The following is a 12,588-nucleotide window of genomic DNA, read 5'->3' as shown; positions in this document are numbered from 1 at the left end:
CAAGCGTTATTTAAACGATTTAGTCCGTAAGAAGACAATCGCTTAAATTGTGCCCATTTCGGGCTTTTTCTTCATTCTCATTCGAAAAAACATGAAAATCGTGACTGTTTGCTTTATAATAAGTAACAGATAATGCAAAACATAGACAAGGAGAGGTTTTCCCAATGATTTTTAAAGTATTTTATCAAGAAAAATTAACTGAGGTCCCAGTACGTGAAAATACAAAAGTTTTATATTTAGAGGCTACGTCTCAAAAGGATGTTCGTAAAAAATTACAAAAGTTCGCATATAATATCGAGTTCGTTCAGTCTGTTACTGGTGCTCATCTTGAATATGAAAAACAAAACGCTGATTTAATATTAGCGGAGATCGTATAGTCATATGAAATTCCTAAAAAATGATCAAGCTGCCGTTTTTGCCCTCGGTGGTCTTGGTGAAATCGGTAAAAATACATATGCTGTTCAATTTCAAGATGAAATTATTATAATTGACGCTGGAATTAAATTTCCAGAAGACGAACTCCTCGGGATCGATTATGTAATACCAGACTACACTTATTTTGTGCGAAACGAAGATAAAATTAAAGGGTTATTCATTACACATGGTCACGAAGATCATATCGGTGGAATTCCTTATCTATTACGTCAAGTGAACATTCCAATTTACGGCGGAAAATTAGCAATTGCCCTAATAAAAAACAAATTAGAAGAGCACGGATTACTTCGTAAAGCAAAACTTTATGAAATTCAAGAAGATGATGTTATTAAATTTAAAAAGACATCTGTTTCCTTCTTCCGTACAACTCACAGTATTCCGGATTCATACGGAGTTGTTGTGAAAACACCTCAAGGACAAGTCGTTCATACAGGTGACTTTAAATTTGATTTCACACCAGTCGGCGAGCCAGCAGATTTAACAAAAATGGCCGAAATCGGAAAAGACGGTGTACTTTGTCTCTTATCTGATAGTACAAACAGTGAAGTGCCAAACTTTACGATGTCTGAGCGCCGCGTTGGTGATAGTATTCAAGATATATTCCGCAAAGTAGACGGTCGTATTATATTCGCAACCTTTGCATCGAATATCCATCGCTTACAACAAGTTGTTGAGGCTGCTGTTGAAAACAATCGTAAAGTAGCTGTATTCGGTCGAAGTATGGAAGCAGCGATTGAAATCGGACAAAACCTTGGTTATATCCGGTGTCCAAAGGATACATTCATTGACACATCTCAGCTAAACCGCCTACCAGCTAATAAAGTTGTTATGTTATGTACAGGTAGTCAAGGGGAGCCGATGGCAGCACTTTCACGTATTGCCAATGGTACACATCGTCAAATTCAAATTATCCCTGGCGATACAGTTGTTTTCTCTTCTTCACCAATCCCAGGCAATACAATTAGTGTAAGTCGTATAATTAACATGTTGTACCGCGCTGGCGCTGATGTAATCCATGGTAAACTCTCAAATATTCATACGAGTGGACACGGTGGACAAGAAGAGCAAAAGTTAATGCTACGTCTTATTAAGCCGAAATATTTCATGCCAATTCATGGTGAATATCGTATGCAACGTATGCATATGAAATTAGCGAATGATTGTGGTATTCCAGAAGAAAATTGTTTCATTATGGATAACGGGGATGTTCTCGCTTTACGTTCTGATGAAGCAAGCGTAGCTGGGAAAATCCCATCTGGCTCTGTCTATATCGATGGAAATGGTATTGGAGATATCGGTAATATCGTATTACGTGATCGTCGCATTCTTTCTGAAGAAGGACTCGTTATTGTAGTTGTAAGCATTGATATGAAAGAATTTAAAGTTGCAGCAGGACCTGATATCATCTCGCGTGGTTTCGTTTATATGCGTGAAAGCAGCGATTTAATCAACGATGCTCAAACATTAATTACAACACATTTAGAAAAAGTAATGGAGCGAAAAACAACACAATGGTCTGAAATTAAAAATGAGATCACAGACACATTAGCACCATTCCTATACGAAAAAACGAAACGTCGTCCAATGATTTTACCAATCATTATGGAAATATAAAAAAAGGACAATGCCGAGGAGGCATTGTCCTTTTCTCTTATCTTAAAAAATGCTTAAAACGATCTACTTCATCGTCATGACCAATTACAATTAATATATCTCCCGCCTGAATGTTTTCTGTAGCTCGAGGAGATACGATAACTTCTTTCCCACGTTTAATTGCTACAATGTTCAAACCAAACTTCGCACGAATATCTAATTCAATTAAAGAGTGCCCATCAATTTTTTTATTTGCGATAATCTCTACAATACTATGCTCATCTGAAAGCTCTAGGTAATCTAACACATTACTTGATGCGATATTATTAGCAATCCTTTTTCCCATATCTCGTTCTGGATGCACAATATGATCTGCCCCTATTTTACTTAACACTTTTTCATGATAGTCATTTTGAGCTTTTACAGTAATATTTTTCACACCTAATTCTTTCAAAATTAACGTTGTTAAAATACTTGAATTCAAATTATCTCCAATAGCAACGACTACATGATCAAAATTACGAATACCAAGACTTTTTAATACCATCTCATCTGTTGAATCTGCAATTACAGCATGCGAAGCTATATTTGCAAACTCATTAATTTTATCCTCATCTGAGTCAATTGCCATTACTTCCATACCTAATTGAGCTAATTCACGGCAAATACTTCCACCAAAACGGCCAAGCCCAATAACAGCAAATTCTTTCTCTTTTTCGCCCACAGGAATTCCTCCAATAACATCAAGTATTATGTACTTTTATTGTAACATACTTTAAATTCGCTACAAAAACCTGTATATACTTCTTATTTTTGTTTTTGCATATAAAAATACTGTTGTAAATAAAACGCGATACCGAAAATTAACATACCAAATACAAATATATTTCCAAATGAACTAAATGTTTCAAAAACGAACAATAGCGTTTCTTGTCCGAAAAAAGCAAATAAAAGTTGTGTAAATGCGAATAACAGTGCCAATATGTAATGATGTTGATGGAATAAATAATGTGTTGCGCCTAAAAAAGCTACAAGCGAAACAATGAAGATCCACCAACTTTCTAAAAACAATTGCCAATTAGTAAATTGATATCCATTTACTAATATCGCAATAATTCCTATAACTGCCATCGTCGGCACACTCCATAATAATGCACGCCCTCTAAAGAAGCGCGCACCTTTTGCATCTCCTTTTTCATTTGCGATGTATGTTAGCACGACAGTACTTATATACAAAACAGAGAGGATTGTTAAAACAATGATAAGCCAAAAATGTAATTGATAATATTCATGTTCTATATTCGTCACAATTGCAGCTAACATACATGGAATAAACATCCCTGTCCAACCATCTATTTTTCTTTCGTTCCAAAACACCGTATTACCAATCCGAATTCCTAATAGCATAAAAATAATAATACCTAGTACAAATAACGTAGTCTTATTCCCTACTAAACTCGTTGAGAAAGCAATTAATCCAATAAATAAAAAAAGAACAAATCCATTCATAATTTCTAGTACAGGTGACAAATATCTTTTCACCCATTTGTATGTTTCTTCATATTCACTATTATTTGCTAAACGATAGGCGTAAAAACTTATCCCAAAATAAACCGCCGCAATAATAACATATGCATATAAGACGAAACATAAAATCGCACTGCTAATTTGCACGTAATTCCCCACCCTTTTTTCTATGTATCACATTGATTTTACACACTTTTCATACTAAAAGTAAACCTGTCTAAGGTAGTTAAATAATTATCTTACCTATTAGTACTAATTAATAATGAGCAGTGGCTAAAAACCCCTGCTCATTATTAAGACGTCAAATTTAACTCTACTCATTTGTATGAAGGTGTCTAACACTAACAAATACAAAAGATGTTTTCGTCTCGGAACTAAAAAATCCCCACTCTAAACTGTTGCACAATTGGCGAGTAAGTTCACTTTCTATTTCCCTTCCACTTCACATATTGATTTAAAAATACAATCGCTTTCTCAATAACCTCTTCGTCTGGTTTTAATTTCGCATGATGTAAACCATATTCTGAATTTACTCCAAGCCAAAACATAAATCCAGGTATCTCTCGAAGCATATAACCGAAGTCTTCACCTGTCATTGCCTCCGTACATGTAATTACGTCCATATTCGTTTGTTCACGTGTAAATTGCATAAACTCTCTCGTTAACTCTTCATGGTTATACACTTGATGATACATCGCTCCGTAGTCAATAACAGCTTCACATTGAAAGGAAGCTTCTATTCCCGCAACAATTGCCTCAATTCGACTTTTAACACGTTTCATTGATTCCACTGATAGCGTTCGAATTGTTCCTTCTAAACGAGACTTTTCTGCGATAATGTTTTGAACTGTACCACCTGTAATTTTCCCAATTGTAATTACCGCACTGTCAAGAGGATTCACATTACGACTAATAACTGATTGAAGTTGTGTAACGAGATGACTCGCTGCAACAATCATATCATTTGCTGTATGCGGATATGCAGCATGTCCACCTTTTCCTTTTAAATCAACGTATAACTCTGATGTATTCGCAAATAGTAAACCTTCTTTTGTCGCAATTGTTCCCACAGAGTATTCAGGCGCAATATGAAGTCCAAGAATCATATTAGGCTTCCATTCTTTTAACTCATCACTTTCTAACATAGGAAGTGCACCACCTGGACCTTCTTCAGCTGGTTGGAATATAAATACAAGATCATCATCTATTCTTTCGCTTACAGCCGCTGTTAGAATGCCTAAACCTATTGTTGCATGCAAATCATGTCCACATGCATGCATCATTCCTTCATGGACAGAAGAGAACTCATATCCAGTTTCCTCTGTAATAGGTAGACCGTCTATATCTGCACGATAACCTATTATTTTTTCAGGATTTTCCCCATTTACTTTAACAATTACACCTGTTTTCCATGTTCTCACTTCCAAATATTCGTTAGGAAGCTTTCCTATATAATCTAAAATATACTGTTGTGTTTTCCACTCTTTAAATCCGATTTCCGGAATTTTATGTAAATCTCTACGAACTTGGACAAATTTGCTTACTGTCATTTTTGCACCTCTATCTATAAAAAGCGTAAGAGCACATTCATGCTCTTACGCTTTTTGTTTTTTATTTCTCTGGGTTTAATTGACGAAGCTCTTGTTTGATTTCAGTTTTTGCTTTTGTCTTCTCATCAATTTCTTTAATTACACGTGCCGGAGTTCCCGCAACAACTGTATATGGAGGCACATCTTCTGTTACAACAGCTCCTGCTGCTACAACTGCACCTTTACCTACTGTAACGCCTTCTAGAACAACTACATTTGCACCAATTACAACATCATCTTCAACGATAACTGGTTTTGCAGAAGGTGGCTCAATAACACCGGCAAGTACAGCACCTGCACCAACGTGACAATTTTTACCAACTGTTGCACGTCCACCAAGCACTGCGTTCATGTCGATCATAGTACCTTCACCAATTACAGCACCAATGTTAATTGTTGCATTCATCATGATAACAGCGTTGTCACCAATTTCTACATGGTCACGAATAATCGCGCCTGGCTCAATACGAGCTTTAATACCTTTTAAATCAAGCATTGGAATTGCAGAATTACGACGGTCGTTCTCAACTACATAGTCAACAATGTGCTTGTTATTTTCATCAAGAATTGTCTTAATTTCAGACCATTCTCCGAATAATACACCAGATTTTTTATTTACAAATGCTTGTACCGTTTCAGGGAATGTTATTTCTTTTAAATCCCCTTTTATGTATACCTTTACAGGAGTTTTCTTTTCACTGTTTTGAATAAACGAAATAATTTCGTTAGCGTCCATCATTTTCATTCTTGTTGCCTCCTAAATCCATTTATAATGTTACTCTACCAAACGATAGAGCGAGTAGCAAGACAATAATCTTATTTTTCCATTTGAATTTCTTCTATAATGTCTAAAAATGCTTGTACTTGCTTCAACTGCCTTGCCGAGTCACTCGTCAATAACCATGTTTCTCTCGTTAATTGAACAGGTGTTTTATACATATTTTCCTGCACTTCTTTTAAAACAGTAGAAGGTAAAAGAGCATAACCTATTCCATTTAAAACAAGCTGTTTGCACGTTTCAATTTGGTCAACTACAATCGTTCGCTTAGGTGGATTTGAAAATAATCCATACCACCAATTTTGTATTTGTCCATAGTAGGTCGAATCACTTTTAAATTGAATAAATGGTCTATTTGTCTCTTTTAACATCGAAATATCTTTTATTTCTTTATCAACTAAGTATAATTCATCTTCAAATAATTGTTGTTTCTGCCCTTTGTATTCTTGTGATCCTCTCAGTATAGCAACATGAACGTCTCCTTCATAAAATTGCTTTTGCACTTCACTACTCCAGCCAGTAAACAGAGATATCTTCACAGAAGGATACTTATGCACAAATTTTTTCAAAACAGGTGGAAGCCAATATTGCCCAATGACTGATGCAACAGCTATTTTTAACGTACCGTATGTTTCCGTTCTAAAAAGAGCCAGTTCACTTTTAATATCCTCTTCCCGTTGTAACATTTCTTTTGCATAATTTGCAACTTTTTCCCCTTCAGGTGTAATTGTTAATCCTTTTTGTGAACGAATAAAAAATTTCATTCCCCATTGTTTCTCCATAGATTGTAATCGTTGACTAAGCGCAGGTTGGGAAACAAATAAACGTTCCGCCGCTTTTCTCATATTTGATTCCTGAGCTAACACAACCATCATTTGAAAATCATCAATTTGCAACTTTCTCCCTCTTTCCTTAGCTTCCATACACCTAATTTTAATAAGCATTTCATCCTTAATTTAATTGCATACTTTTATACATTAGAACGGTTTGTTAGTTCAAACTTTTCTTATGCTTTATATCTTTTTAAATATAATACATACACAACTGATATGCACGAAAAAAAGTGACTTCGCCTTTTCAGTGAAGTCACTTTCCCTACGTTATCGATTATGCTGTCTCACTTTTTTATTCAATAATTTTAAAATAGCCCGGCGTGTTAAAATACCCTCGAAGTAACCTTCTTCATTGACAGCGCAAATAAAAGGATGATCAATTGTCATTTCTAAAGCTTTTGCAAAAGAATCTTCTAACATAAGAATTGGAATCTCTTCCTTCATCACTTGTTCCACTTTCATATTCTCAAGTCTTTCAAACTCAATGTGATCTAATCCTAAAATACCATCTAAAATCATAGCAGTACTAATTAACCCATGTAATTTATACATAGGGTCTAAAACAGGAATCGCCGAATATCCAGATTTCACAAGAACGAGTAAAGCATGTTCTAAACCATTCCCTATTTGGACATGTGCTACTTTTTCTGATGAAATCATTAAATCCTTCACAAGAATTTGTTGAAACTCATCTTTCGGAATACTAATCATGTTACATCCCCCATTTCCCTTGCTTATATTCTCCAATCCTACTTACATTTTATGATAGCGTTTTCATATTATTATTTTGTCCTAACATTCTTCTAATAAAAATAAAGATACACAGCTATTTTAGCATAGAACATAAAAAAAAGACTACCATTCCGGTAGTGCTTAATACCCTTTATTTTTTAATCGGTAAAACAATCTTGTGATTTTTTTATATTGCGTCACATCTGTCTGTTTTAAACCATTCTCAATGTCTGTAAGCTCCACTGCTAAAATTTCGCTCGCGTAATTTTGCTGAAACAGAATATCCAACAATAAATTTTCTTCTTCTCTTGTTAAAACAAATTCCTTTTCCATATGCTCCTCTCCTTGCACTCTCATTATATAAATTTTTCAGCTCGTTCAGTAGATGTAATATTCAGTTTTCGTTAAGGATACTTAACGACTGCGAATATATAGACATCATTTCACATTATTTCGTATATCTGTTCGCATAACTAAATGCCGCATAAGCATCTGGTTTAATTTTTGCTGTTAATCCCATTGCTTGAATTTTCATCGTCATATCTAAAATAAATTCTTTTGTTAAACCATCATTCCCGATATCTAAATGAATTTCCATTATGAATCCTGCTCCATCTTGAGCGTATGGGTGCAATAAATCCCATATTGCTTGTATATGATTGGGAGTAAATAGATAGGCGATTTCTTGACTAAACTGTGTTTCTAAATATATTTTCTCTCGCAACGTTGCTGGCTTATTTTTCACTGATTTATGATGCAAACATCCCCATGCTCCTTTTCCAACCCGATGAATATGTATCGCTGTAATAAACCTCGTATCCTTTTGATGCGCTTGTGAGTCTGTCCCAATAGATAATCGATATAAATTTCGTGGATCCTTTTCAATGAAACTACAAATACGGTTAAATACCATATCAAAATTCAAATGTCTCTCTGAAACATTATAAAATGTATGCTCACCGTCCACATAGTCACGTCCTTTCAATTAGACAGACTTTTCGTATTCTCATTGTATGGGACAAAAACAAAAATTATAACTTACTACCCTTTATTCGTTTCAATATTTCGAATTACATAATTACAAAACTTACATGTATATATTACATTTTGATTAGACTGGGCGGTTAATACATGATTAATTTCAGCATGACTGTGACAATTAGGACAAATAACAATCGGTAAGCGTTCCATCCTTTGCACCTCCTATTAATATTTACTATCATTGTAGGAAAAATAAAAAATTCCTATACATATACATTTGTAAAAAAACTTTTATTTAATCGCGCCTTAAATTGCAACTTCTACTACCTGTATAGCCCATTAATTAATATAACTAAAAAAGGTACCGCCATTTGGCAGTACCTTTTTTATATGTATCAATTAATGATATCATAAATCTCAATTGCAACCATATCGATGTTATCGAATTGATACACTTGAGGTTTTTCACCTTGTTGATACACTTCTAATTCATACATTTCACTTTTATCGAAAAATTTCACGCTACATTTGCGCTCACCGTTCACTTCAAAATAGCGTTGTGCTACTTCACCGCTTTCAGCTTGTTCTTGTAGACTAACAAGTCGAGTTAAAATTCCTTGGAGTAGAGACATGAAATCTCTCCTTTCTCTGATCTTCCTACCAATAGGTTTTACAGCTATACTCATTCTATCCGTCATAACAGAAAAAACGTTCCACAATCTAGGATAAAGGTTCTTGGCCAGAAACTCAACTAAAATTTGTCGAAATACGAAGTAAAAAGATGAAAGGGCATCTTTTTACTTCTTTATTGCGCTTTTTATACTGGCAGAATATAATAAAAAACAGAAAAAGGGAGGAATTACAATGAAAAAAATTGAGGTTTATACACAACCTGATTGTCCGCCTTGTACCATTGTGAAAGAATTTTTAAAACATAATAACGTTGTATATGAAGAATTTGACGTAAAAAAAGACGCTGCTGCACGCAATCGTCTTTTATATGACTATGAGTCCTATTCAACTCCAACAGTTGTAATTGACGGAGAAGTTGTCGCAGGTTTTCAAATTGAAAAATTACAACAGCTACTCGGTAGAGAATAGGAATAGGGGACACCTATCCCTATTCTCATAATTGTTGTAACCTTTTTATTTCAGTCAACAGTTCCTGACTTTCATGATACCCTGCTAGTTTCCATTTTCCATTATCCTTTTGCAATGTCACAATTTGATATTGTCCACTCTTTGCCCGCTCGTAGACATATAAATTTTTATGTTCTTCATCATAAGACATTTTTGTTTCTGAATTAAAGGAAAACGGAGCTTCTTTTGCTGGAAGTAAATATTCACCACTTTGTTTTTCATTTCTACTGTTTTCATCTGTAAAAACTTGAAGGAAATTATTTGTAAAATATGGTGATAACGTCTCTATCATCTTATTCATAGATATTTGCTTTCCGCGAATTGAAAATTGCGTCTCATAACCTTTTTGTATCGTTGTAAACACTTCTTTCCGATCCACTTTCACTTCTTCTTTTCCTAAAACAGTTGTGACACTATAGCCAACTAGAAAGGCAACACATATAAATAGAACAAACCATATTCCATATTTCTTCATTTTTTCACCTTCCTTTTAAAAGAGCTTGTCTTTGTAGTATTCATTGTAACAATGATTATGCAAAGAAAGGGATGATTTCGTTCGTAAAATCTTTACAATGATAGACAGCATTTTCATCATCATTTTCACTATTACCAATTTATGATAAAAACAAACAAAAAAATGCACGAATCTCTTCGCGCATTAAAATAAAACATCTTCCTCATATAAATATTCATACGATAAATCTATAAATAAAAAGTTTTCATCATCAATCGGGAATGAAAATGTTCGTACCATTTCACCAGTTTCGATATCAGCATATAAATCTGAAAGTCTTGCCTTATTCTCAAAACGCATTTTCATTATATTTTCTAGAAAATATGGGCGCCAACTCCAGTTCTTCATATAATACTCTGGCATAATGATCCATTCACCATCTTTTTTCATAATATTACCAGATTGTTGGAAACCATCTTCATTACAAATAAATATCCGAAAACTATATTGTGATATGCTTTGGCTAAATTGTAATAACCAATCATTTATATCTTCATTCTTTTTTTGTTTTGACAGAACATCACCAATTCGATCACGTAACATCTCTGTTAAATTATAAATTTTTTGCAACTTCTTCTTCTCATGCAGAATAAATTGATGACATTCATTACCAAGTCGCTCTTTTAAAACATTCGTTTCAATAAAATCAGGTAAACATTCTTTCAAATAATTACCTTGATAATATCTACCACCGTTTTTCCAAGCATATTGTAGTTGATAAAAAGCATCAATTTCTTCATATAACAATGTCGCACCAATTCTTCTAGCAAGTAAAGATAAGGAATATAAAATATCTTGATAAGATTGTAAAAGTGCAGTTTGCCTTAAATTTGTTAAATCTACTTTTAAAATATCCGGTGCTAACACGCTAATACGCTCTAAATTACTTGTACCCGTTCCGACTTTATTAATCGAAATTTGAATACCATATGTACGATAATACATCAGTAAATGATTAAATTGTTCTATATCTTCTTTACATTCATGTTCTGTTATTTCTAGAACAATGCGTTGTAAGTTCAAACCTTGTTCTTCATACATCAGCAAAAGTTGAAGTAAACTTTCATCTTCATCATTCATTAATACATTAGCATTCCGATGTATAAATAATAATAATTTTTGATCCGTTTCTAAATACCTATTTAACCCTTTTTCTACAATGATGTTATCCGCTTCAAGTTGGAACTCACTCGGAATAGAATCATCATGGAAGAAAGATGCTAAACTTTGTATGCCCTCTTCTATTTGAATACGTCCTACAACTTCATATCCAATTACTGTATGCTCATCAGCACTAAAAATAGCTTGATAATAAGGAAGGACTTTATCCAAGTTACTCATTACATCTAATGCATCTATCAACGTGCTTCCCTCCCTTTACTTTTCAAAAATTATAACACGATATTTACGGAAAAATAATAAAAAATCCCTTCAGTTTTCCTGAAGGGATTAGAGGGGTAAAATGCTAAGGGGAATTAGCAATTCTACTATGAAGAAAAAAGAGGTCTTAAATATAACGTATATATTCCCCTTTGTAAACACATTTCTCTCACATGTCACAACTTCGTCACATTTCACCAAAGAAAAAATAATAAATCATTCATTTTCCATCCCTTTTAAAATGGATATTGGTGCAAATGCTGGCCACCATCCATTGTCATACAAGTTCCATTTATGTATGCAGCTTCATCTGAACATAAATAATAAGCTAGACCCGCAATTTCTTCTGGTGTCCCCAGCCTACCAAGTGGGACACTTTGTATTGTTCGCTTAGCCATTTCTTCTGAAATCCATAATTTATCGGCACCACCTGTACGTTCAATTGGTCCTGGTGCGATAGCGTTAACTCGTATCCCATATTTACGTCCCCACTCAACAGCAAGAGTTTTTGTCATTGCTAATACACCAGCTTTAGCTGCTGCCGAATGGATAACCCCTGGGCCTGCATCCCATGCATATGTTGCCACCATGTTAATAATATTTCCTTTTATACCTTTTTCAATCCAATATTTACCAACAGCTTGACTGCAATAAAATGTACCATTTAATACAATATTAATTACCGAATTCCAGCCATTCACAGATAAGTCCTCTGCTGGACAAATAAAGTTTCCGGCTGCATTATTTATTAAAATATCAATTCGTCCAAACTTCTCATCAATATGTTCAATCATTTTTTGAATATCATCAGTATTTCGTACATCCATTTGTACAGATAATACTTGCCCTGGAAACTGTTCAATTTCTAACTTTGCTTCTTCTAGCTTTTCTTTTGTACGCCCTGTAATAACAACTCGTGCCCCTTCTTTCGCAAAACGAGTCGCCATCCCTTTTCCCATTCCACTTGATCCACCTGTTATAATAACTACCTTCTCTTTCACATACATCCCCTCCAAAAAATGAATACACATTCATTTTATCACTTTATTTGATAGAAATCTTTATATTTTTCAATTTTTCTGATAT

Annotated in this window: 16 protein-coding genes; 3 read left to right on the top strand and 13 right to left on the bottom strand. The window is 34.2% G+C overall.

Going from position 1 to position 12,588, the window contains the following annotated elements:
• The first annotated feature begins 164 nt into the window (after nt 1-164).
• Nucleotides 165-377, top strand: a complete 213-nt coding sequence (locus tag MKX77_RS05050) for a DNA-dependent RNA polymerase subunit epsilon (protein WP_000576437.1) — start codon at nt 165-167, stop codon at nt 375-377.
• A 4-nt stretch (nt 378-381) separates the two neighbouring features.
• Nucleotides 382-2,049: a ribonuclease J1 gene (gene rnjA, locus MKX77_RS05045; RefSeq protein ID WP_060749587.1), complete on the top strand. Its 1,668-nt coding sequence runs from the start codon at nt 382-384 to the stop codon at nt 2,047-2,049.
• 37 nt (nt 2,050-2,086) lie between these two features.
• Here the strand turns inward: rnjA and MKX77_RS05040 are convergent, their stop codons facing one another.
• From MKX77_RS05040 to MKX77_RS04995, 10 genes are all read right to left on the bottom strand, one after another.
• On the bottom strand, nt 2,087-2,752 hold the full coding sequence (locus MKX77_RS05040) for a potassium channel family protein (protein WP_000504032.1): 666 nt from the start codon (nt 2,750-2,752) through the stop codon (nt 2,087-2,089).
• A gap of 83 nt (nt 2,753-2,835) precedes the next feature.
• Entirely contained in the window at nt 2,836-3,702 is an 867-nt protein-coding gene (locus MKX77_RS05035) for a cytochrome C oxidase assembly protein (protein ID WP_341305973.1), read from the bottom strand.
• Nucleotides 3,703-3,974: 272 nt separating this feature from the next.
• The gene (locus MKX77_RS05030; protein WP_341305972.1) at nt 3,975-5,105 is read right to left on the bottom strand and encodes an N-acetyldiaminopimelate deacetylase; all 1,131 of its coding nucleotides are present in this window, start codon (nt 5,103-5,105) and stop codon (nt 3,975-3,977) included.
• 61 nt (nt 5,106-5,166) lie between these two features.
• Nucleotides 5,167-5,889, bottom strand: coding sequence for a 2,3,4,5-tetrahydropyridine-2,6-dicarboxylate N-acetyltransferase (gene dapD / locus MKX77_RS05025; RefSeq protein ID WP_002145990.1), 723 nt, complete (start codon nt 5,887-5,889; stop codon nt 5,167-5,169).
• A gap of 71 nt (nt 5,890-5,960) precedes the next feature.
• Complete coding sequence (locus tag MKX77_RS05020) at nt 5,961-6,845, bottom strand: LysR family transcriptional regulator (protein WP_215554026.1); 885 nt, start codon at nt 6,843-6,845, stop codon at nt 5,961-5,963.
• A 177-nt stretch (nt 6,846-7,022) separates the two neighbouring features.
• A complete protein-coding gene (cbpB, locus tag MKX77_RS05015; protein ID WP_215554027.1) occupies nt 7,023-7,466 on the bottom strand; it encodes a cyclic-di-AMP-binding protein CbpB in 444 nt (147 codons plus the stop codon).
• A gap of 162 nt (nt 7,467-7,628) precedes the next feature.
• Nucleotides 7,629-7,820, bottom strand: a complete 192-nt coding sequence (abbA, locus tag MKX77_RS05010; RefSeq protein ID WP_002145987.1) for an antirepressor AbbA — start codon at nt 7,818-7,820, stop codon at nt 7,629-7,631.
• 115 nt (nt 7,821-7,935) lie between these two features.
• Complete coding sequence (locus MKX77_RS05005) at nt 7,936-8,454, bottom strand: ribonuclease H-like YkuK family protein (RefSeq protein WP_002033829.1); 519 nt, start codon at nt 8,452-8,454, stop codon at nt 7,936-7,938.
• A gap of 74 nt (nt 8,455-8,528) precedes the next feature.
• Entirely contained in the window at nt 8,529-8,678 is a 150-nt protein-coding gene (locus MKX77_RS05000; RefSeq protein ID WP_002160670.1) for a hypothetical protein, read from the bottom strand.
• 185 nt (nt 8,679-8,863) lie between these two features.
• On the bottom strand, nt 8,864-9,100 hold the full coding sequence (locus tag MKX77_RS04995) for a YkuJ family protein (protein ID WP_002111509.1): 237 nt from the start codon (nt 9,098-9,100) through the stop codon (nt 8,864-8,866).
• Nucleotides 9,101-9,332: 232 nt separating this feature from the next.
• On the opposite strand from MKX77_RS04995, the gene MKX77_RS04990 reads away from it, so the two are divergent.
• Nucleotides 9,333-9,569 carry a glutaredoxin family protein gene (locus MKX77_RS04990; protein WP_341305971.1) on the top strand — a complete coding sequence of 79 codons (237 nt, stop codon included), beginning with the start codon at nt 9,333-9,335 and terminating at the stop codon, nt 9,567-9,569.
• 25 nt (nt 9,570-9,594) lie between these two features.
• Here the strand turns inward: MKX77_RS04990 and MKX77_RS04985 are convergent, their stop codons facing one another.
• The 3 genes from MKX77_RS04985 to fadH all read right to left on the bottom strand — a co-directional run bounded on the left by MKX77_RS04985 (nt 9,595) and on the right by fadH (nt 12,503).
• Nucleotides 9,595-10,083, bottom strand: a complete 489-nt coding sequence (locus MKX77_RS04985) for a DUF3993 domain-containing protein (protein ID WP_002111512.1) — start codon at nt 10,081-10,083, stop codon at nt 9,595-9,597.
• A gap of 183 nt (nt 10,084-10,266) precedes the next feature.
• Nucleotides 10,267-11,484: an EAL domain-containing protein gene (locus MKX77_RS04980; RefSeq protein ID WP_341305970.1), complete on the bottom strand. Its 1,218-nt coding sequence runs from the start codon at nt 11,482-11,484 to the stop codon at nt 10,267-10,269.
• A 254-nt stretch (nt 11,485-11,738) separates the two neighbouring features.
• Nucleotides 11,739-12,503 (bottom strand): 2,4-dienoyl-CoA reductase, encoded by a 765-nt coding sequence (gene fadH / locus MKX77_RS04975; protein WP_002145986.1) that lies wholly within the window; start codon nt 12,501-12,503, stop codon nt 11,739-11,741.
• Nucleotides 12,504-12,588: the final 85 nt, after the last annotated feature.

The sequence above is a fragment of the Bacillus sp. FSL R9-9410 genome, assembly GCF_038050385.1.
Taxonomy (GTDB): Bacteria; Bacillota; Bacilli; order Bacillales; family Bacillaceae_G; genus Bacillus_A; species Bacillus_A cereus_U.
The sequence above is the reverse complement of the archived record's forward strand: the minus strand, read 5'-3'. Positions and strand labels throughout refer to the sequence as shown.